This is a genomic window from Streptomyces sp. NPDC004031, assembly GCF_053604375.1.
Genome location: NZ_JBSGHL010000009.1, coordinates 61,270 through 81,999 on the forward strand (window position 1 = coordinate 61,270; position 20,730 = coordinate 81,999).

The 20,730-nt window shown below is 72.7% G+C and carries 19 protein-coding genes; 13 read left to right on the forward strand and 6 right to left on the reverse strand.

The features are described 5' to 3' along the window. The 7 genes from ACWERV_RS07830 to ACWERV_RS07860 all read left to right on the forward strand — a co-directional run bounded on the left by ACWERV_RS07830 (position 1) and on the right by ACWERV_RS07860 (position 6,251). The gene (locus tag ACWERV_RS07830; RefSeq protein WP_398187369.1) at positions 1-1,017 is read left to right on the forward strand and encodes a gluconeogenesis factor YvcK family protein; all 1,017 of its coding nucleotides are present in this window, start codon (positions 1-3) and stop codon (positions 1,015-1,017) included. Continuing rightward, complete coding sequence (whiA, locus tag ACWERV_RS07835) at positions 1,008-1,985, forward strand: DNA-binding protein WhiA (RefSeq protein WP_398187372.1); 978 nt, start codon at positions 1,008-1,010, stop codon at positions 1,983-1,985. Before ACWERV_RS07830 ends, whiA begins: the two co-directional genes overlap by 10 nt. A 200-nt stretch (positions 1,986-2,185) precedes the next feature. Further along, complete coding sequence (gap, locus tag ACWERV_RS07840; RefSeq protein WP_452930139.1) at positions 2,186-3,190, forward strand: type I glyceraldehyde-3-phosphate dehydrogenase; 1,005 nt, start codon at positions 2,186-2,188, stop codon at positions 3,188-3,190. 191 nt (positions 3,191-3,381) lie between these two features. Continuing rightward, positions 3,382-4,596 carry a phosphoglycerate kinase gene (locus ACWERV_RS07845; protein ID WP_398187378.1) on the forward strand — a complete coding sequence of 405 codons (1,215 nt, stop codon included), beginning with the start codon at positions 3,382-3,384 and terminating at the stop codon, positions 4,594-4,596. 31 nt (positions 4,597-4,627) lie between these two features. Then, positions 4,628-5,383, forward strand: coding sequence for a triose-phosphate isomerase (tpiA, locus tag ACWERV_RS07850; protein ID WP_398187650.1), 756 nt, complete (start codon positions 4,628-4,630; stop codon positions 5,381-5,383). Between the two features lie 99 nt (positions 5,384-5,482). Continuing rightward, the gene (secG, locus tag ACWERV_RS07855) at positions 5,483-5,716 is read left to right on the forward strand and encodes a preprotein translocase subunit SecG (RefSeq protein ID WP_031521006.1); all 234 of its coding nucleotides are present in this window, start codon (positions 5,483-5,485) and stop codon (positions 5,714-5,716) included. Positions 5,717-5,915: 199 nt separating this feature from the next. Next, positions 5,916-6,251 carry an RNA polymerase-binding protein RbpA gene (locus tag ACWERV_RS07860; protein WP_078862516.1) on the forward strand — a complete coding sequence of 112 codons (336 nt, stop codon included), beginning with the start codon at positions 5,916-5,918 and terminating at the stop codon, positions 6,249-6,251. 50 nt (positions 6,252-6,301) lie between these two features. On the opposite strand, the gene ACWERV_RS07865 is transcribed toward ACWERV_RS07860, so the two are convergent. Beyond that, positions 6,302-7,189, reverse strand: coding sequence for a MurR/RpiR family transcriptional regulator (locus ACWERV_RS07865; RefSeq protein ID WP_398187383.1), 888 nt, complete (start codon positions 7,187-7,189; stop codon positions 6,302-6,304). 164 nt (positions 7,190-7,353) lie between these two features. On the opposite strand from ACWERV_RS07865, the gene ACWERV_RS07870 reads away from it, so the two are divergent. The 3 genes from ACWERV_RS07870 (at position 7,354) to pgi (ending at position 11,199) form a co-directional block, all read left to right on the forward strand. Beyond that, positions 7,354-8,496 (forward strand): BadF/BadG/BcrA/BcrD ATPase family protein, encoded by a 1,143-nt coding sequence (locus ACWERV_RS07870; protein WP_452930143.1) that lies wholly within the window; start codon positions 7,354-7,356, stop codon positions 8,494-8,496. Positions 8,497-8,655: 159 nt separating this feature from the next. Beyond that, positions 8,656-9,420, forward strand: a complete 765-nt coding sequence (locus ACWERV_RS07875; protein ID WP_452930146.1) for a sugar isomerase domain-containing protein — start codon at positions 8,656-8,658, stop codon at positions 9,418-9,420. A gap of 111 nt (positions 9,421-9,531) precedes the next feature. Further along, complete coding sequence (gene pgi / locus ACWERV_RS07880; protein WP_452930148.1) at positions 9,532-11,199, forward strand: glucose-6-phosphate isomerase; 1,668 nt, start codon at positions 9,532-9,534, stop codon at positions 11,197-11,199. Between the two features lie 88 nt (positions 11,200-11,287). On the opposite strand, the gene pgl is transcribed toward pgi, so the two are convergent. The 5 genes from pgl to tkt are packed head-to-tail and all read right to left on the reverse strand — an operon-like array spanning position 11,288 to position 17,889. Beyond that, positions 11,288-12,007: a 6-phosphogluconolactonase gene (gene pgl / locus ACWERV_RS07885; protein ID WP_452930344.1), complete on the reverse strand. Its 720-nt coding sequence runs from the start codon at positions 12,005-12,007 to the stop codon at positions 11,288-11,290. Between the two features lie 38 nt (positions 12,008-12,045). Continuing rightward, the gene (gene opcA / locus ACWERV_RS07890) at positions 12,046-13,098 is read right to left on the reverse strand and encodes a glucose-6-phosphate dehydrogenase assembly protein OpcA (protein ID WP_452930150.1); all 1,053 of its coding nucleotides are present in this window, start codon (positions 13,096-13,098) and stop codon (positions 12,046-12,048) included. Next, positions 13,095-14,645, reverse strand: coding sequence for a glucose-6-phosphate dehydrogenase (zwf, locus tag ACWERV_RS07895; RefSeq protein WP_398187398.1), 1,551 nt, complete (start codon positions 14,643-14,645; stop codon positions 13,095-13,097). Before zwf ends, opcA begins: the two co-directional genes overlap by 4 nt. A 1-nt stretch (position 14,646) precedes the next feature. Continuing rightward, the gene (gene tal / locus ACWERV_RS07900; RefSeq protein WP_452930152.1) at positions 14,647-15,765 is read right to left on the reverse strand and encodes a transaldolase; all 1,119 of its coding nucleotides are present in this window, start codon (positions 15,763-15,765) and stop codon (positions 14,647-14,649) included. A 36-nt stretch (positions 15,766-15,801) separates the two neighbouring features. Next, the gene (tkt, locus tag ACWERV_RS07905) at positions 15,802-17,889 is read right to left on the reverse strand and encodes a transketolase (protein ID WP_452930155.1); all 2,088 of its coding nucleotides are present in this window, start codon (positions 17,887-17,889) and stop codon (positions 15,802-15,804) included. Between the two features lie 397 nt (positions 17,890-18,286). On the opposite strand from tkt, the gene ACWERV_RS07910 reads away from it, so the two are divergent. The 3 genes from ACWERV_RS07910 (at position 18,287) to ACWERV_RS07920 (ending at position 20,714) form a co-directional block, all read left to right on the forward strand. Continuing rightward, positions 18,287-19,231 (forward strand): heme o synthase, encoded by a 945-nt coding sequence (locus ACWERV_RS07910; RefSeq protein WP_398187407.1) that lies wholly within the window; start codon positions 18,287-18,289, stop codon positions 19,229-19,231. Between the two features lie 60 nt (positions 19,232-19,291). Then, a complete protein-coding gene (locus tag ACWERV_RS07915) occupies positions 19,292-19,597 on the forward strand; it encodes a hypothetical protein (protein WP_452930158.1) in 306 nt (101 codons plus the stop codon). A 67-nt stretch (positions 19,598-19,664) separates the two neighbouring features. Then, entirely contained in the window at positions 19,665-20,714 is a 1,050-nt protein-coding gene (locus ACWERV_RS07920) for an amidohydrolase (protein ID WP_452930161.1), read from the forward strand. Positions 20,715-20,730: the final 16 nt, after the last annotated feature.

The window sequence follows — 20,730 nt, forward strand, 5'->3', positions numbered from 1 at the left end:
ATGGCGGGGCGGCGGTACGGCCGCCGCACCGGGCGCAACGCGGCGGGCCGGCGCGGCGTGCCGCCCAAGGTGGTGGCGCTCGGCGGCGGCCACGGGCTGGCCGCCTCGCTCGCCGCGCTGCGCAGGATCACCGGCGATCTGACGGCCGTCGTCACGGTCGCCGACGACGGCGGCTCCAGCGGGCGGCTGCGCAGCGAGATGGGCGTCCTGCCGCCCGGCGACCTGCGCAAGGCGCTGGCCGCGCTGTGCGGCGACGACGAGTGGGGCAGGACCTGGTCGCAGGTCGTCCAGCACCGCTTCGTCAGCGGCGGCGACCTGCACGGCCACGCGGTCGGCAACCTGCTGATCGTCGCCCTGTGGGAGCAGCTGGACGACGAGGTCGCCGCGCTGGAGTGGGTCGGCCGGCTGCTGGGCGCGCACGGCAGGGTGCTGCCGATGTCCGCCGTCCCGCTCGACCTGCACGCGACCGTACGCGGCCACGACCCGGCCGCGCCCGACGCGATCAGCACCGTCCGCGGGCAGGCCACCGTCGCCCTGACCCCCGGCGAGGTGCAGGAGGTCATGGTCGTGCCGGCCGACCCGCCGGCCGTACCGGAGGCCGTGCAGGCGGTACTTGACGCCGACTGGGTGGTGCTCGGGCCCGGCTCCTGGTTCTCCTCGGTCATCCCGCATCTGCTGGTGCCGGAACTGGCGGACGCCCTGATGACGACCCGTGCCCGGCGGGTGCTCACGCTCAACCTGGCACCGCAGCCCGGCGAGACCCCAGGATTTTCTCCGCAGCGTCACTTGGAGGTTTTGGGGCGACACGCCCCTAAACTCACCATCGACGTGGTTCTCGCCGACGAGGCCGCCGTGCCCGACCGTGACAGCCTCGACGAGGCCGCGCTGCGGTTGGGCGGCACGGTCCACCTGGCCCCGGTCGCCGCCCCCGACGGGCCGCGGCACGACCCGGAGTTGTTGGCCGCCGCGTATGACCGGATTTTTCGTATGCGTGGAAGGATCGGCCCATGGCGATGACGGCAGCGGTGAAGGACGAGATCTCCCGGCTTCCCGTCACCCGGACCTGCTGCCGCAAGGCGGAGGTGTCGTCGATCCTGCGCTTCGCCGGAGGACTCCACCTGGTGAGCGGCCGGATCGTGATCGAGGCCGAACTCGACACCGGGATCGCGGCGCGGCGGCTGCGCAAGGACATCCTGGAGATCTTCGGCCACTCCTCCGACCTGGTCGTGATGGCGCCCGGCGGGCTGCGCCGCGGCAGCCGGTACGTCGTCCGGGTCGTCGCGGGCGGCGACCAGCTCGCCCGGCAGACGGGCCTGGTGGACGGCCGCGGGCGCCCCATCCGCGGGCTGCCCCCGCAGGTCGTCTCCGGCGCCACCTGCGACGCGGAGGCCGCGTGGCGCGGGGCCTTCCTGGCGCACGGCTCGCTCACCGAGCCCGGCCGCTCCTCCTCGCTGGAGGTCACCTGCCCCGGCCCCGAGGCCGCGCTCGCCCTGGTCGGCGCCGCCCGCCGGCTGCAGATCCCGGCGAAGGCCCGCGAGGTGCGCAACGTCGACCGTGTCGTCGTACGCGACGGTGACGCGATCGGCGCGCTGCTGACCCGGCTCGGCGCCCACGACTCCGTCCTGGCCTGGGAGGAGCGCCGGATGCGGCGCGAGGTGCGGGCCACGGCGAACCGGCTCGCCAACTTCGACGACGCGAATCTGCGCAGGTCCGCGCGGGCGGCGGTGGCGGCGGGCGCGCGGGTCGCGCGGGCTCTGGAGATCCTCGGCGAGGAGGTTCCCGAGCACCTCGCCGCCGCGGGCCGGCTGCGGATGGACCACAAGCAGGCCTCGCTGGAGGAGCTGGGCTCCCTCGCGGAGCCGCCGCTCACCAAGGACGCGGTGGCCGGCCGGATCCGCCGCCTGCTCGCGATGGCGGACAAGCGCGCCTCCGACCTGGGCCTGCCGGGCACGGAGGCCAGCCTCACCGACGAGATGGTCGGCTGATCTCACCTGCCGGGCAGGGCCCGTGCCCCCGGGGGCGCGGCCGCACGCGGGACGCGCCCCCCGCGGGAGCGGAAAACGCTCGGCCCGGGATGGGCAATGTCACTCGCGCGACACGGGCGAGGTAGGGTCGGACGTGGTCGGGGACATCCCATATTTCGCAGCCGGAACGGATTCCGGCGACTGAGCGAGGAGATCGGTTCGTGACGATCCGGGTAGGCATCAACGGCTTTGGCCGCATCGGTCGTAACTTCTTCCGCGCCGTCCTGGAGCAGGGCGCGGACATCGAGATCGTGGCTGTCAACGACCTGGGTGACACCGCGACCACGGCACACCTGCTGAAGTACGACACCATCCTGGGCCGCCTCAAGGCCGAGGTGACCCACACCGCCGACTCCATCACGGTGGACGGCAAGACCATCAAGGTGCTCGCCGAGCGCGACCCGGCCGCGCTGAACTGGGGCGAGCTGGGCGTCGACATCGTCGTCGAGTCGACCGGCATCTTCACCAAGGCCGCCGACGCCGGCAAGCACCTGGCCGGCGGTGCCAAGAAGGTCATCATCTCGGCGCCCGCCTCCGACGAGGACATCACGATCGTGATGGGCGTCAACCAGGACCAGTACGACCCCGCCAACCACAACATCATCTCCAACGCGTCCTGCACGACGAACTGTGTGGCGCCGATGGCGAAGGTGCTGCTGGAGAACTTCGGCATCGTCAAGGGCCTGATGACCACGGTCCACGCGTACACCAACGACCAGCGGATCCTGGACTTCCCGCACAAGGACCTGCGGCGCGCCCGCGCGGCGGCGGAGAACATCATCCCGACCACCACGGGCGCCGCGAAGGCCACCGCGCTGGTCATCCCGCAGCTCAAGGGCAAGCTGGACGGCATCGCCATGCGCGTGCCGGTCCCGACCGGCTCGGTCACCGACCTGGTCGTCGACCTGGAGCGCGAGGTCACCAAGGACGAGGTCAACGCCGCCTTCCAGAAGGCCGCCGAGGGCCAGCTCAAGGGCATCCTGGAGTACACCGAGGACGCGATCGTGTCCTCGGACATCGTCAACTGGCCGGCCTCCTGCACCTTCGACTCCTCGCTGACCATGGCGCAGGGCAAGACGGTCAAGGTCATCGGCTGGTACGACAACGAGTGGGGCTACTCCAACCGCCTGGTGGACCTGACGGTCTTCGTCGGCGGTCAGCTCTGACCTGCCGCACGGCAGCAGCAGACGGCACAGCCGACACGGCACCGCGGATGTGAGGGACAGGGTCCGGCCGGGCGCGACGGAGCGCCCGCGCCGGGCCCTGTCGCCGTGCGGTGCCCCCCGCAAGCAGACAGGGCAGACCCAGGCAGACCCGGCCGAGCGGCCGGGCCGGCAGACCGGAGTGACCGCAGAAGATGAAGACGATCGACGACCTCATCGGCGAGGGGCGGGTGGCGGGCAAGCGGGTCTTCGTCCGCGCCGACCTGAACGTGCCGCTCGCGGGCGAGACCATCACCGACGACGGCCGGATCCGCGCCGCCGTACCGACCATCACCAAGCTCGCCGAGGCCGGCGCGCGGGTGATCGTCGCCTCCCACCTGGGCCGTCCCAAGGGCGCGCCCGACCCGCAGTTCTCGCTCGCGCCGGTCGCGAAGCGGCTCGGTGAGCTGCTGGGCAAGGACGTGTCGTTCGCCACCGACACCGTCGGCGACAGCGCGACCGCCACCGTCGAAGGCCTGGCCGACGGGCAGGTCGCGCTGCTGGAGAACCTGCGCTTCAACGCGGGCGAGACCAGCAAGGACGACGCCGAGCGCGGCGCGTTCGCCGACCAGCTCGCGGCGCTCGCCGACACCTACGTCGGCGACGGCTTCGGCGCCGTGCACCGCAAGCACGCCTCGGTCTACGACCTGCCGGCCCGGCTGCCGCACGCCGCCGGCGGGCTGATCGCCACCGAGGTCGGTGTGCTCAAGAAGCTCACCGAGGACGTCGCGCGGCCGTACGCGGTCGTGCTGGGCGGCTCGAAGGTGTCCGACAAGCTCGGGGTCATCGACCACCTGCTGGAGAAGGCCGACCGCATCCTGGTCGGCGGCGGCATGGTCTTCACCTTCCTCAAGGCCCAGGGCCACGAGGTCGGCAGCAGCCTGCTCCAGGAGGACCAGATCCCCGTGGTGCAGGACTACCTGGCGCGGGCGAAGGCCAAGGGCGTGGAGTTCGTGCTGCCCGTCGACGTCGTCGGCAGCCCCGAGTTCCCCGACCTGAAGGCCAAGACGCCGAGCGACCCGGTCACCGTGCCGGTCGACGGCATCCCGGCCGACCTGATCGGCCTGGACATCGGCCCGGAGTCGCGCAAGCTCTTCGCGGCCAAGCTCGCGGACACCGCCACCGTCTTCTGGAACGGCCCGATGGGCGTCTTCGAGCACCCGGACTACGCCGAGGGCACCCGCGCGGTGGCCCAGGCCCTCATCGACTCCCCGGCCTTCACGGTCGTCGGCGGCGGCGACTCGGCCGCGGCCGTCCGCATCCTGGGCTTCGACGAGTCGGCTTTCGGCCACATTTCCACGGGTGGCGGCGCGAGCCTGGAATACCTGGAAGGCAAGACCCTGCCGGGGCTTGCAGCACTGGAGGACTGACGACGTGACCGAGCAGAGCCGCACCCCGCTCATGGCGGGCAACTGGAAGATGAACCTCAACCACCTGGAGGCCATCGCGCACCTCCAGAAGCTGGCCTTCGGGCTCACCGACAAGGACCTGGACGCCGTCGAGGTCGCCGTGCTCGTCCCCTTCACCGACCTGCGCTCGGTGCAGACGCTGGCCGAGGGCGACCGGCTGCGGATCAAGTACGGCGCGCAGGACCTGTCGGCGCACGACTCCGGTGCGTACACCGGTGAGGTCTCCGGACCGATGCTGTCCAAGCTCAAGTGCACCTTCGTGGTCATCGGCCACTCCGAGCGGCGGCAGTACCACGGCGAGGCCGAGGAGATCGTCAACGCCAAGGTCAAGGCCGCCTACCGCAACGGGATCACGCCGATCCTGTGCGTCGGCGAGGGCCTGGACGTCCGCAAGGCCGGACAGCAGGTGCCGCACACCCTGGCGCAGCTGGACGGCGCGCTGAAGGACATCAGCGCCGAGCAGGCCGCGTCGATCGTGGTCGCCTACGAGCCGGTCTGGGCGATCGGCACCGGCGAGGTCGCGACCCCCGAGGACGCGCAGGAGGTCTGCGGCGCGATCCGGGCGCGGCTGGCGGAGCTGTACGACCAGCCGACCGCGGACGCGATCCGCATCCAGTACGGCGGCTCGGTCAAGGCGGGCAACGTCGCCGCGATCATGGCGCAGCCGGACGTCGACGGGGCGCTCGTCGGCGGTGCCGCGCTGGACGCGGACGAGTTCGTGAAGATCGTCCGCTTCCGCGACCAGTGAGGTCCGCGGCACTGTGAAGTACCCTGGCGGGGCCGAACCGGGAATCCACGCGGCTCGGCCCCGTGCCGTTGTCCTGTAGTCGAGAGAGTTGGTCCAGCCGTGGAAATCGGGTTCTCCATCGCCCTCATCATCCTCAGCCTGCTGCTTCTGCTGCTGGTGCTGATGCACAAGGGGAAGGGCGGCGGCCTGTCGGACATGTTCGGCGGCGGCATGCAGTCCTCCGTCGGTGGTTCGTCCGTGGCCGAGCGCAACCTCGACCGGATCACCGTCGTCATCGGCCTGCTGTGGTTCGCGTGCATCGTCGTCCTCGGCCTGGTCATGAAGTACAAGTAGGACCGGCCCGCGTTCGACGGCACCCGACGCCCCCCGCTGCGACTCCCGCCCGTCCACAGGGAACTGACGCCTCGTCGCCCCTGCGGCTTACTATGAGGGAACGCCTTCGGGGGGCGGTCGTGTGCCTGCCACTGGACGGCACGTAAGGTCCCCGTAAACTGGCGAACCTCGCAGCACCATCACGCAGGGAGTTACGACCGTGGCAAGTGGCAACGCGATCCGTGGCAGTCGGGTCGGAGCGGGGCCGATGGGAGAGGCCGAGCGCGGCGAGTCCGCGCCGCGTCTCCGCATCTCCTTCTGGTGCTCCAACGGGCACGAGACCCAGCCGAGCTTCGCCAGCGACGCGCAGATCCCCGACACCTGGGACTGCCCCCGGTGCGGCTTCCCCGCCGGGCAGGACGAGGAGAATCCGCCGGCCCCGCCGCGTACGGAGCCGTACAAGACCCACCTCGCCTACGTGCGCGAGCGGCGTTCGGCCGCCGACGGCGAGGCGATCCTCGCCGAGGCGCTCGCGAAGCTCCGCGGCGAGATCTGACACCGCCGCCGCGGGCCCGCCCGCGGGGCGGCGGCACGCGCCGCGGGCCGTCAGCGGCGGCGCGGCCGGCCGGCGGCGTGCGCGTCGGCGATGTGTGCCGTCAGCGCGATGGACGCGGTCGCGCGCTCGTAGGTGAGCTGCGCGACGCGCGCGTACAGGCAGTCCACGATCAGCAGCACCGAGTGCCGGGTGCCGAAGTTGCCGCGCCGGAAGCTGGTCTCGCCGGAGAAGGACGTCAGCGCGACGTCCGCCGCCTGCGCCACCGGTGAGCGCGGGTCGCCGGTCACCGCGACGGTGAAGGCCCCGCGGTCGGCGGCCAGCCGCAGCGGCTCCAGCACCTCGCGGGTCGTCCCCGAGTGGGAGACGGCGAGCGCGGTGTCGGCGGGCGTCAGCAGCGCCGCGGAGGTCTCCGCGCTGTGCACCTCCGTCCAGGCGTGGGCCGCGCAGCCGATGCCGAAGAGCCGGGCCTGCGCCTCGCGCGCCACGATCCCGGAGCCCCCGACGCCGTAGACGTCGATCCTGCGGGCCCTGGAGAGGGACTGGGCGGCCCTTTCGAGTCCTTCCCGGTCCAGGTGGTCGGCGGTGTGCTGCATGGCCCGCAGATCCGCCTGTGCGACCACGGCTATCACATGCTCCAGGTCGTCGTCCGGCCCGATGCGCGGGCCCAGCGCGGCCTGCCGGGCGCCCCCGTCCCCCTCCGGCGCCGCCTGGCTGCGGCCCTGCTCCTGCGCCAGCTCGATCAGCAGCTGCTGGTACGACTCCAGGCCCAGCGCGCGGCAGAAGCGCGTCACGGTGGCCTGCGAGGTCCCGGTACGGCGCCCCAGCTCGGCCGCCGAGCCGTGCCCGGCCGCCGCCGGGTCGGCCAGCACCGCCTCGCCGACCTTGCGCAGCGAGTCGGACATCCGGGGGAGCTCGGAGCGGATCAGTGCGGTGATCATGGCTGCGCCTTTCTCGGTCCTGGCCGCCCCGGTCGCGGTGCGGTACGCCTGCGGCGGGCTTCCGGACCGCCGCGGGCGCGCGCCGCGCGCCGGGCCCCGCGGTCCCGGCGCGTCCGCGGCGCGGGGCTTGTGCGCGGTGAATCCGTCAACCACCATGCGTGGCGATGAACGAAATCTACAACCGGCGGCTCGTCGTCGGGATCGACGCGGGCGGTACCCGCATCCGGGCCGCGCTCGCGGCGGCCGAGCCGGGCGGCGCGCTCCTCGGCACCGGCTCGGGCGGACCCGGCAACGCGCTCAGCGTCGGCCGGGTCCAGCTCACCGCGCACCTGGCCGCGGCCCTGGCGCAGGCCGTGCCGCCCGCGGCGCGCGCCCGGGTCGGCGCGGTCCACGGCGGCTTCGCGGGCGCCGCCCCCGGGCTCGGCCCCGAACGCGGCCACGGCCTGGTCCTCGCGTGCCTGGGCGACGCCTTCGCGGCCCTCGGCATGGCACCGGACGCGGTGGAGGTCGGCGGCGACACCGAGGTCGCGCTCGCGGCCGCGCCGGGCGCCCCGCGCGACGGCCTGGTGCTCATCGCGGGCACGGGCGCGGTCGCCGCCCGCGTCACCGCCGGGCAGCGCGCGCTGGTCGCCGACGGCCACGGCTGGCTGCTCGGCGACGAGGGCAGCGGCTTCTGGCTCGGCGCCCAGGCCGTCCGCGCCACGCTGGCCGCCCTGGACGGCCGCGGCCCGGCCACCTCGCTGCTCCCGGCGGTGCTGGCGCACTACGGGGTACCCGCGGCCTCCGGCCCGGGAGTACGGCCGGCGGACGCGGCCGGGTCGCCGCCCGCCGCGGCCTCCGGGGGAAGCGCGCTGGGTGCGGGGATCGCTTACGGCGGTCCGGGCCGTCCGGCGTACGGCGGCTCGGGCCGCCCGGCAGCCGGGGCGCGGGATCTCACCGGGCCCGTGGGGGGAGCCCCCGGGGGGCCGGTCGCGCAGGCGGTCGCGGAAGGGCTCGTCGTGCGGGCGTACGAGGCGGCGCCGGTCGAGCTGGCGCTGCTCAGTCCGCTGGTCGTCACCGCGGCGGGGGAGGGGGACGCGGTGGCCGCGGGGCTGCTGGCGCGGGCGGCGGAGCTGCTGGCCGGGAGCGTACGGGCGCTGCGGCCGCGGGCGGGGGAGCCGCTGGTGCTCAGCGGCGGGCTGCTCGGGCCCGGCGGCCCGCTGGTGGGGCAGGTGGGCGCGCTGCTGGCAGGCACCGGGGTGCGGGTCTTCCCGGTGTCCGACGGTGTGGTCGGCGCGGTGGCGCTGGCCCGGCTGCTGCGCTCTTGACGGCCGCGCCCGGTTGGTTGTTCCATCATGAGGGCACGTCTTCGGTTCGTTGAGCCGAAGATCGCAACGGCGCGGGACCGCGCGGTCGTACGCCGTACGGAGAACCGCCGCACTTACCCGCACGCACCCGCAGGCAACCGCACGCAAAGGGGTCCGGCCATGGCCGAAGCACAGATCAGCGCCGCCACGTTCGCCGACGCAGGCCGGGACGCGGTCGAGCGGGCCATCGAGGCCAACAAGGACTCGGTCGCCGCCGCCGGGCGGCTGTTCGCCGACTGCGTCGCCGCCGACGGCGTGATCCACGGCTTCGGCACCGGCCACTCGCAGGCCACCGTGCTGGAGATCGTCGGCCGCGCGGGCGGCCTCATCCCCACCAACCGGATCGGCCTGTCCGACCTGGTGCTGCGCGGCGGCGACGACCGCTCGGTGCTCGCCGACCCGCTGCTGGAGCGCTCCCCGGGCCTGGCCAAGCGGCTGTACGAGCTGGCGACCCCGCGCCCGCAGGACCTGTTCGTCATCGTCTCCAACTCGGGCGTCAACAACTCCGTCGTCGACATGGCCCTGCACGTCAAGGAGGCCGGCCACAAGCTGGTCGCGCTCACCTCGCTCACCCACACCCGCGCCGTGCCCGCCCTGCACCCGTCGGGGCGCCGGCTCGCCGACATCGCCGACGCCGTCCTCGACAACTGCGCCCCCGCCGGTGACGCGCTGCTGCCGCTGCCCGACGGCGGCGCCCTGTGCGGGGTGTCCACCATCACCTCGGCGCTGCTGGTGCAGATGGTCGTCGCGGAGGCGGTGGGCCTGCTGGTCGCCGAGGGCGTGACCGCGCCCGTCTACATCTCGGCGAACCTGCCCGGCGGCTTCGAGCGCAACGCGGGTCTGGAGGAGCACTACGCCGGACGGATCCACCGCGGCGGTTTCTGAGCACCTCTTCTGAGGCACGGTCACCGCAGGCCGCACCGGGTGCCGGGCCCGCGTTCCGCCGCGTCATCAACTAGCGTTGATCCCGCAGCGAGGACGAGGAGAAGTGGACTGATGTCCGAAACCAACGCGCAGGACGGCACGAGCCGCATCCGTCTCGACCAGCGACCGGAGTGGCACGCGCTCGCCAAGCACCGCGACGAGACGGCGGGCACCCACCTGCGGGATCTGTTCGACGCCGACCCCGGCCGGGCCGAGCGCTACACCCTCCAGGTCGGAGACCTCCATCTGGACTACTCCAAGCACCTGGTGACCGACGAGACGCTGGCGCTGCTCCGCGAACTGGCCGCGGCGACCGGCGTGTCGGAACTGCGGGACGCGATGTTCCGCGGCGCGAAGATCAACACCACCGAGGACCGCGCGGTGCTGCACACCGCGCTGCGCGCCCCGCAGTCCGCCACGATCGAGGTCGACGGCCACAACGTCGTCCCCGCCGTGCACGCGGTCCTCCTGAAGATGGGTGTCTTCGCCGACCGCATCCGCTCCGGCGAGTGGACCGGCCACACCGGCAAGCGGATCCGCAACATCGTCAACATCGGCATCGGCGGCTCCGACCTCGGCCCGGCGATGGCCTACGAGGTGCTGCGCGCCTACACCGACCGCGACATGACCGTGCGCTTCGTCTCCAACGTCGACGGCGCCGACCTGCACGAGGCCGTACGCGACCTGGACGCGGCCGAGACGCTCTTCATCATCGCGTCCAAGACCTTCACCACGATCGAGACCATCACCAACGCCACCTCCGCCCGCACCTGGCTGCTCGCCCAGCTCGGCGCCGGGGACGACGCGGTCGCCCAGCACTTCGTCGCGCTGTCGACGAACGCGGAGAAGGTCACCGAGTTCGGCATCAACCCGGACAACATGTTCGAGTTCTGGGACTGGGTCGGCGGCCGCTACTCCTACGACTCGGCCATCGGCCTGTCCCTCATGGTCGCGATCGGCCCGGACGCCTTCCGCGAGATGCTGGCCGGCTTCCACCTGGTCGACGAGCACTTCAGGACCGCCCCGCCGGAGCGCAACGCCCCGCTGCTGCTCGGCCTGCTCGGCGTCTGGTACGGCGGCTTCCACGACGCGCAGTCGCACGCGGTGCTGCCCTACAGCCACTACCTGACGAAGTTCACCGCCTACCTCCAGCAGCTGGACATGGAGTCCAACGGCAAGTCCGTCGACCGCGACGGCAAGCCGGTGAACTGGCAGACCGGCCCCGTCGTATGGGGCACGCCCGGCACCAACGGCCAGCACGCCTACTACCAGCTGCTGCACCAGGGCACGAAGCTGATCCCCGCGGACTTCATCGGCTTCGCCCGCCCCCTCACCGAACTCGGCCCGCTCACCGCCCAGCACGACCTGCTGATGGCCAACTTCTTCGCCCAGACCCAGGCGCTGGCCTTCGGCAAGACCCCGGACGAGGTCCGCGCGGAGGGCGTCGCCGAGGAACTGGTCCCGCACAAGACCTTCCGCGGCAACCACCCGACGACGACGATCCTCGCCACCGAGCTGACGCCGTCGGTGCTGGGGCAGCTCGTCGCGCTGTACGAGCACAAGGTGTTCGTGCAGGGGGCGATCTGGAACATCGACTCGTTCGACCAGTGGGGCGTCGAACTCGGCAAGGTCCTCGCGAAGCGGATCGAGCCCGCTCTGGTGGAAGGAACCGAGGTGCCCGGCCTGGACGCCAGTACGTCCCACCTGGTGGCCAGGTACCGCGAGCTGCGGGGCCGCTGACCCCTGCGGGGGGCCTGGGCCCGAAGGGGCGCGTGGGAGGTGCCCCCACGCGCCCCTGAAAACGCTCACCCGGCGAGAAGCGCCAAGGTCACATGCGGGGCGGCAGCTTCGCCGCCGCTTCGGTGTCCAGCAGCCACAGCGTGCTGGTCAGGCCCCGTGCGGCCGAGGCGGGGGCCTGGGACTCGCCCGGCTCGGACAACGCGAGGGCGACCGCCTCCGCCTTGTCCGCGCCCGCGGCGAGCAGCCAGACCTCCTGGGCCGCCCGGATCGCCGGGAGCGTCAGCGAGATCCGCAGCGGCGGCGGCTTCGGCGAGCCGTGGACGCCGACCACCGTGCGGACGTCCTCGCGGACCGCGGGGTGTTCCGGGAAGAGGGACGCCACATGGGTGTCCGGTCCGACGCCGAGCATCAGCACGTCGAAGGCCGGCACCCGGGTGTGGCTCTCCGGGCCCGCCGCGGCGGCCAGCTCGGCCGCGTAGGCCCCGGCCGCCGCTTCGAGGTCGGAGCCGTACGGGCCGTCCGAGGGCGCCATCGGGTGGACCCTGGCGGGGTCCAGCGGGACGGCGTCCAGCAGCACCGCGGCCTGGGTGACGTTGCGCTCCGGGTCGCCGTCCGGCAGGAAGCGCTCGTCGCCCCACCACACGTCGAGCCGCGCCCAGTCCACCGCGTCGCGCGCGGGGGACTGGGCGAGGGCCGCGAGCAGCGCGTTGCCGTTGCGCCCGCCCGTCAGCACCACCGAGGCGGTGCCGCGGGCGGCCTGCGCGTCCACGATCCGGGTGACGAGCCGGGCCGCGACGGCCTCGGCCATCAGTTCCTTGTCGCGGTGCACGACGACGTGCGGAGTGCTCACTTCGAGTTCGCCGCCTTGCCGGATCCGGCGGCCGGGGCCGCCTTCTTCGCCGCCGACGGGGTCGCGCCGGACGCGCTCTTGGCGGCCGTACCGGTCTCCTTGCCGCCCTTGGCGGAGGCCCCGGCGCCCACGAGGTGCTTGACGCCGAAGTCCACCGTCGCGCGGTATATGTCGTCCGGGTCGAGCCGGCGCAGCTCCTCGGCGATCAGCTCCGAGGTCTCCCGCCGCTTGAGCGCCACGTGCCGGTCCGGCTGGCCCGGCACCGACAGCTCGGCGAGCCGTCCGTCGGCGCGGTCCAGGCAGATGTCGCCGGCCTCGGTGAACAGGTGCACCCCGGTGATGCCGGGCCCGTCCGAGACCTTGCGCTCGACCTCGACGCCCAGCCGGTCGGCGAGCCACAGCGCGAGCAGTTCGGTGCTCGCGTTGTACGCCTCGCCCTCGACGGCCGCCGAGATGATCCGGGCGTGCTTCTGGTCCAGCGCCGCGGCCAGCATGGAGCGCCACGGCGTGAGCCGCGTCCAGGCCAGGTCGGTGTCACCGGGGGTGTAGCCCTCGGCGCGCAGGGTCAGCGAGCCGACCGGGTCCTCCGCGGAGGCCGCGTCGGTGATCCGGCGCTGGGCGAGCCGCCCCAGCGGGTCCTTGCCGGGGTACTCCGGCGCCTGGTCGGGCCACCAGCACACCACGGGGGCGTCCGGCAGCAGCAGCGGCAGTACGACGGACTCGGCGTGGTTGGCCAGCTCGCCGTGCATGCGCAGCACGACGGTCTCGCCGGTGCCGGCCTCGTCGCCCACGACCACCTCGGCGTCGAGGCGGGCGCCCGCCCGCTCCCGGGGGGAGCGGCCGGGGCGCTTGATGACGGCGAGGATGCGCGAGGGGTGCTCGCGCGAGGCCTCGTGCGCCGCCCGCAGCGCGTCGTACGCGCTGCCCTCGTCGGTGACGATGACCAGCGTCAGCACCATGCCCACCGCGGGGGTGCCGCTGGCGTGCCGGGCGTCGATCAGTCCGGAGTTGATGCGTGCGGACGTGGTGTCCGTGAGGTCGATCTTCATGGCCGGCGCCAGCTCCTGCCGTCTCGTGCGAGCATCTCGTCCGCCTCGGCCGGGCCCCAGGTGCCCGCCGCGTACTGCGCGGGCTTGCCGTGCTTGTCCCAGTACGCCTCGACCGGGTCGAGGATGTTCCAGGACAGCTCCACTTCCTGGTGCCGCGGGAAGAGGTTGGCGTCGCCGAGCAGCACGTCGAGGATGAGCCGCTCATACGCCTCCGGGCTGGACTCGGTGAAGGACTCGCCGTACGCGAAGTCCATCGTCACGTCCCGCACCTCGGTGGAAGTGCCCGGCACCTTGGAGCCGAACCGCACCGTGACGCCCTCGTCCGGCTGGACCCGGATGACCAGGGCGTTCTGCCCCAGCTCCTCGGTCGCCCCGGTCTCGAACGGCAGGTACGGCGCGCGCTTGAAGATCACCGCGATCTCGGTGACCCGGCGGCCCAGCCGCTTGCCGGTGCGCAGGTAGAACGGCACCCCGGCCCAGCGGCGGTTGTTGATGGTCAGCTTGATCGCGGCGAAGGTGTCGGTCTTGGACTTGGGGTCGATCCCGTCCTCCTCCAGGTAGCCGAGCACCTCCTCGCCGCCCTGCCAGGCGTGCGCGTACTGCCCGCGCACGGTGTGCTTGCCGAGGTCCTCGGGCAGCTCGACCGCGCCCAGCACCTTGAGCTTCTCCGCCGTGAGCGCCTTGGGGTGGAAGGAGCCGGGCTCCTCCATCGCGGTGAGCGCCAGCAGCTGGAGCAGGTGGTTCTGGATGACGTCGCGGGCCGCGCCGATGCCGTCGTAGTACCCGGCACGGCCGCCGATGCCGATGTCCTCGGCCATCGTGATCTGGACGTGGTCGACGTAGGACCGGTTCCAGATCGGCTCGTACATGGTGTTGGCGAAGCGCAGCGCCAGGATGTTCTGGACCGTCTCCTTGCCCAGGTAGTGGTCGATCCGGAAGACCTCGTTGGGCGGGAAGACGTCGTGCACGATCCGGTTGAGCTCCTGCGCGCTCGCCAGGTCGTGGCCGAACGGCTTCTCGATGACGGCGCGCCGCCACGAGTCGCCGGTGCCCTGCGACAGACCGTGCTTCTTGAGCTGCTGCACCACGTTCGGGAAGAACTTCGGCGGCACGGACAGGTAGAAGGCGAAGTTGCCGCCCGTACCGCGTGCCTTGTCCAGCTCCTCGATCGTGGACTTCAGCGTCTCGAAGGCGGTGTCGTCGTCGAAGTCGCCCTGCACGAACCGGCAGCCCTCGGCCAGCTGCTGCCAGACCTCCTCGCGGAAGGGCGTGCGCGCGTGCTCCTTGACGGCGTCGTGCACCTCCTGCGCGAAGTCCTCGTTCTCCCACTGCCGGCGGGCGAAGCCGACGAGCGCGAAGCCCGGCGGCAGCAGCCCGCGGTTGGCGAGGTCGTACACCGCCGGCATCAGCTTCTTGCGCGACAGGTCACCCGTCACGCCGAAGATGACCAGGCCGGAGGGACCGGCGATGCGGGGCAGCCGCCGGTCCAGCGGGTCGCGCAGCGGGTTGTCGGCGCGCGAGCCGTCCTCATCGGTCGCAGTGGTCACCTCAGGCCTCCGAAGGAGCGAGCCGTTCGAGTTCCGCCTTGGTGGAGTCCAGCAGCTCGTTCCAGGCCGTCTCGAACTTCTCGACGCCCTCGTCCTCCAGCAGCTGGACAACATCGTCGTACGAGATGCCGAGCGCCGCGATCGCGGCCAGCTCGGCACGCGACTGCTCGTACGTGCCCGCGATCGTGTTCCCGGTGACCTCGCCCTGCTCGGCGGTCGCCTCCAGGGTGGCCTCCGGCATGGTGTTGACCGTGTTGGGCGCGACCAGCTCGGTGACGTAGAGCGTCGCCGGGTAGTTCGGGTCCTTCACACCGGTGGAGGCCCACAGCGGGCGCTGCCGGTTGGCGCCGGCCCGCTCCAGGGCGGCCCAGCGGTCGGAACCGAAGACCTCCTCGTAGGCCTCGTAGGCCAGCCGGGCGTTCGCGACGGCGGCCTTGCCCTTGAGCGCCTTGGCCTCGTCCGTGCCGATCTTCTCCAGGCGCTTGTCGATCTCGGTGTCGACGCGGCTGACGAAGAAGGATGCCACCGAGTGGATCTTCGACAGGTCCAGGCCGGCGGCGTTCGCCTTCTCCAGACCGGTCAGGTAGGCGTCCATGACCTCGCGGTAGCGGTCCAGCGAGAAGATCAGCGTGACGTTGACGCTGATGCCGCGCGCGGTGACGTCCGCGATGGCCGGCAGGCCCGCCTTCGTCGCCGGGATCTTGATGAGCGTGTTCGGCCGGTCCACCAGCCACGCGAGCTGCTTGGCCTCGGCGACCGTCGCCCGGGTGTTGTGCGCCAGCCGCGGGTCCACCTCGATCGAGACCCGGCCGTCGCGGCCGTTCGTCGCGTCGAAGACCGGGCGGAAGATGTCCGCCGCGTCCCGCACGTCGGCGGTGGTGATCATGCGCACCGCCTCGTCCGGGGTCAGACGGCGCGCCGCCAGGTCGGAGACCTGCGGGTCGTAGAGCGCGTCACCGACGATGGCCTTCTGGAAGATGGCCGGGTTGGTGGTGGCGCCGACCACGTGGCTCTGGTCGATCAGCTCGCCCAGGTTGCCGGTGGTGATACGCCTGCGGGACATGTCGTCCAGCCAGATCGCGACGCCTTCGTCGGAGAGGCGCTTGAGTGCGTCTGTCATGGGAATTGCATCTCCTGGTGTGTCGTGTTGACTGCGTCAGCGATCTGCGGCGGCGAGAGATTCCCGGGCCGCTGCGGCCACCGCCTCCGCGGTGAACCCGAACTCACGGAACAGCACGCCCGCGCTCGCCGAGGCACCGAAGTGCTCCAGGCTCACCACGCGTCCCGCGTCGCCCACGTAGCGGTACCAGGTCAGCGCGATGCCGGCCTCGACCGCGACCCGGGCCTTCACCGAGGGCGGCAGCACGCCGTCCCGGTACGCCTGGTCCTGCTCCTCGAACCACTCCACGCACGGCATCGAGACGACCCGCGTCGGGACGCCGGCCGCCTGGAGCTCCTCGCGCGCGCCCACCGCGAGCTGCACCTCGGAGCCGGTGGCGATGAGGATCACCTGCGCCGGGCCGCCCTCGGCCTCGAAGAGCACGTAACCGCCGCGCGCCGCGTCCTCGTTGCGGTCGTACGTCGGCAGGCCCTGGCGGCTGAGCGCCAGACCGTGCGGGGCGCCCTTGCCGAACTCCTTCGTCCAGCGCTTCTGGATCTCGCGCCACGCCACGACCGTCTCGTTGGCGTCCGCCGGGCGCACCACGTTCAGGCCCGGGATCGCGCGCAGCGAGGCCAGGTGCTCCACCGGCTGGTGGGTCGGGCCGTCCTCGCCCAGGCCGATCGAGTCGTGCGTCCACACGTACGTGACCGGCAGGTGCATGAGCGCCGACAGCCGGACCGCGTTGCGCATGTAGTCGGAGAAGACCAGGAACGTGCCGCCGTAGACACGGGTGTTGCCGTGCAGCGTGATGCCGTTCATCTCGGCGGCCATCGAGTGCTCGCGGATGCCGAAGTGCACCGTGCGGCCGTACGGCTGCGCCTCCGGCAGCGGGTTGCCGGCCGGCAGGAACGACGAGGTCTTGTCGATCGTGGTGTTGTTCGAGCCCGCGAGGTCGGCGGAGCCGCCCCACAGCTCGGGCACGATCGCGCCGAGCGCCTCCAGCACCTTGCCGGACGCCGCGCGGGTGGCGACGGACTTGCCGGTCTCGAACACCGGCAGGTGCTCCTCCCAGCCCGCGGGCAGCTCAGCCGCCGCGACCCGGTCGAAGGTCGCCGCGTGCTCCGGGTTGGCGGTGCGCCAGGCGGCGAAGGACTTCTCCCACTCCTGCCGGGCCTCGCGCCCGCGGTCACCGACCGCGCGGGTGTGGGCGATCACCGTGTCCTCGACCGCGAAGTGCTGGTCGGGGTCGAAGCCGAGCACCTCCTTGGTCGCGCGCACCTCGTCCTCGCCGAGCGCCGAGCCGTGCGCGGCCTCGGTGTTCTGCGCGTGCGGCGCGGGCCAGGCGATGATCGAGCGCATCGCGATGAAGGACGGCCGCTCGGTCTCGGCCTTGGCCGCCAGCAGCGCGGTGTACAGCGCCTGCGGGTCGAGGTCGCCGTTCTCCAGCGGCGCGACGCGCTGGACGTGCCAGCCGTACGCCTCGTAGCGCTTGAGGGTGTCCTCGGAGACCGCGGTCTGGGTGTCGCCCTCGATCGAGATGTGGTTGTCGTCCCACAGCAGCACCAGGTTGCCCAGCTTCTGGTGCCCGGCCATGGACGACGCCTCGGCCGAGATGCCCTCCTGGAGGCAGCCGTCACCGGCGATGGCCCAGATCATATGGTCGAACGGCGAGGCGCCGGGGGCGGCGTCCGGGTCGAACAGGCCGCGCTCGTAGCGGGCGGCCATCGCCATGCCCACCGCGTTGGCGACACCCTGGCCAAGCGGGCCGGTGGTGGTCTCCACGCCCGTGGTGTGGCCGTACTCCGGGTGGCCGGGGGTCCGCGAACCCCAGGTGCGGAAGGCCTCCAGGTCCGCCAGCTCCAGGCCGTAACCGGCGAGGTAGAGCTGGGTGTAGAGCGTCAGGCTGCTGTGGCCCGCGGACAGCACGAAGCGGTCGCGGCCCGTCCAGTCGGCGTCCGCGGGGTCGTGCCGCATCACCTTCTGGAAGAGCAGGTACGCGGCCGGGGCCAGGCTCATCGCGGTGCCGGGGTGGCCGTTGCCGACCTTCTGCACGGCGTCGGCGGCCAGGACTCGGGCGGTGTCAACGGCCCGCCGGTCCAGATCGGTCCAGTCAAGGTCTGCGGTGGTCGGCTGCTTGCTCACCCTGGGTCAGGGCTCCTCTCAACAATGTCGAACGCGCCGGTGACGTGGTGCCTACCCGACGCGGCTGAGCCTACCGCCGAGCGCGCTCACCTATTCGATCCTGCCCCCGTACGTCCGTGTTCGCCTCCCGAATCCCGGTGACGGCTTATATGCCCCGGTTGAACGGCGTAGGGACCACGTACGAACGCCGGAGAACACCGGACGAACACCCGATAACGGTCCGCGGTCCGGCGCCGGGGGCCGGGCCCGGCAACACGACCGACCCCGGAAGCAGCCGGGGTATTCCCTACGTCTAGAGTGGCGTGGTACGCGCAGGCCGCACCGTGGCCGGCCCGCTGGTGCAGCAGGCGGGGCCAGGTGTTTGCCGGCCTGCTGGACTCATCTCCTTGGGGTGTTCGTGACGGCCGTCGAAACCCGACCCGCGGGGGTCATCGCGACAGGCCCCGTGCATCGGCCGCTGGCGGCCCGTGTCATGGGGTTCGTGGCACTGACGAAACCGCGGATCATCGAGCTGCTGCTCATCACGACGGTTCCGGTCATGTTCCTGGCCGCCGGTGGCGTGCCGGACCTGTGGCTGGTCGTCGCGACCATGATCGGCGGCTATCTCTCCGCGGGGGGCGCCAACGCGCTCAACATGTACATCGACCGCGACATCGACGCGATGATGCACCGCACGGAGCAGCGTCCGCTGGTCACCGGGCTGATCTCGCCGCGCGAGGGCCTGGTCTTCGGCATCACCCTCTCCGTGGTCTCCACGGTGTGGTTCGCGCTGCTGGTCAACCCGCTGTCCGCGGGCCTGTCGCTCACCGCGATCCTCTACTACGTCTTCGTCTACACCCTCGGCCTCAAACGCCGCACCGCCCAGAACATCGTGTGGGGCGGGGTGGCCGGCTGCCTCCAGGTCTTCATCGGCTGGTCCGCCGTCCGCAACGAGCTGGCGTGGGCGCCCTTCGTCCTCTTCCTCGTCCTCTTCTTCTGGACGCCGCCGCACTACTGGCCGCTGTCCATGAAGGTCAAGGACGACTACGAGCGCGTCGGCGTCCCGATGCTCCCGGTCGTCGCGGGCAACCAGGTCGTGGCCCGGCAGATCGTCCTCTACAGCTGGGTCATGGTCCTGACCTCGCTCGCGCTGTGGTGGCCGCTCGGCGAGACGTCCTGGTTCTACCCCGTGGTCGCGGCCCTGCTGGGCGCCTTCTGGCTCAAGGAAGCGCATGCGCTGCACGCGCGGGCGAAGGCCGGGGTGACGGGCCCGAAGCTGAAGGAGATGCGGCTCTTCCACTGGTCGATCACGTACGCCACGCTGCTCTTCGTCGCCGTCGCGGTGGACCCCTTCCTGCACTGAGCGCTCCCGCCCGCCGCAGCGGGGGCCCCGCTCTGGCTACCCGCGAGTAGCATGACGCCCATGGAGAGCAAAGGGACAGCGCGGCTCGCCCGGCAGGCAGCGCGCTTCGCGCAGAAGCACGGCGGCGCCGAAGCCACCGTCGAATACATCGGCGCCCGCGGCGCCCGCATCGTGCTGGTCGGACAGGACGGCGCCTGGGGCGACCTCGTCGCACCCGGCTACGACGCCGCCCGCGACGCGGTGACCGCCGCCGGCCTCACCCTCGCCGAGGACTTCGGGGGCGAACTCGCGGGCCGCGTGCGGACCGGGCCCTACGAGTGGCGAAGGATGGCCGGAATTCAGATCGGCGGCGGGTCGCACACCTGACGCTGTCACCTGCCATGAGGACCATGACGGGGTCCTGACGGGCGGGCAGGACGGCGAGGGGGCGGCGATGGCCGGGGCGCGGGCGCTCCAGCGGGGGCACCTGGTGGACGCGTACGGCCACGGTGTGCACCCCGCCGACCTCGGCATCGGCGCCTTCGAGGCCTGGCTGCCGGGGACCGCCGCGCCGCACACCACGCTTTTCGACAGCCCCGCCGGTTTCGCCGTACGCCGCTGGTGCCCGCCGCTGCTGGGCCTCGAACCGCACTGCGCCCCGGCGCGCTATCTGGCCAGACGCCGCGAGCTGGGCGCGTACGAGTCCGTACGGCGGCTGCTGCGCGGCACCGGCGTGGACACGTACCTGGTCGACACCGGGGAGCCCGGTGAACTGGCGCCGCCGGCGGAACTCGCGGCGGCGGGCGGCGCGGCCGCGTACGAGATCGTGCGGCTGGAGCAGATGGCCCAGCAGGTTGCCGACACCTCCGGAACGGCAGGGGGCTTTCTGGCCAATCTCGCCGAGTCCGCGCGGGGCGCCGCGCTGGGCGCGGTGGGCTTCGCGTGCGCGGCGGAGGAGCTGGACGGCGGGCCGCCCGGCCCCTCGGAACTGGGAACCGCCGCCGCGCGCTGGCTCGGCTCCCGCCGGGTGGGCGAGCGGCCCGCCGACCCCGTACTGCTGCGGCACCTCGCCTGGCAGGCGGTGGCGGAGGGCCTGCCGCTGCTGTTGCGGCACCGCCAGGACGGTCCGGGGCCCGACGCCGCCGCCGGGTTCCTGCGGGACACCGCGGGGGAGGGCACGGACGTCGTGCTGCTGCCGGGACCGGCCCACGAGACCGCGGGGGCACGCCTCGCGGGGGAGCTGGCGCACGTCTACGTGGGGGTCGGCGGGGACCCCGGGCCCGTGCTCGCGCTGGCGCCCTTCGGCAAGGTGCTCTATGCCGGCGGCGCGGTGGGGCTGGCCGAGCTGCACGTTGCCGCGGCGCGGGGGTTCCGGGCGGCCCTGGAGTCCTTCGCCGCCGCGCGGGTCGGGGCGGGGGAGTGGTCCGCGTCCGACGCGGGGCGCGTGGCCGCGCTGGTGGGGGCGGAGAACGCCCGGCGCGTCTTCGGCCTGCCGGCCGGGTAGGGGTTTCGCTCCGGGG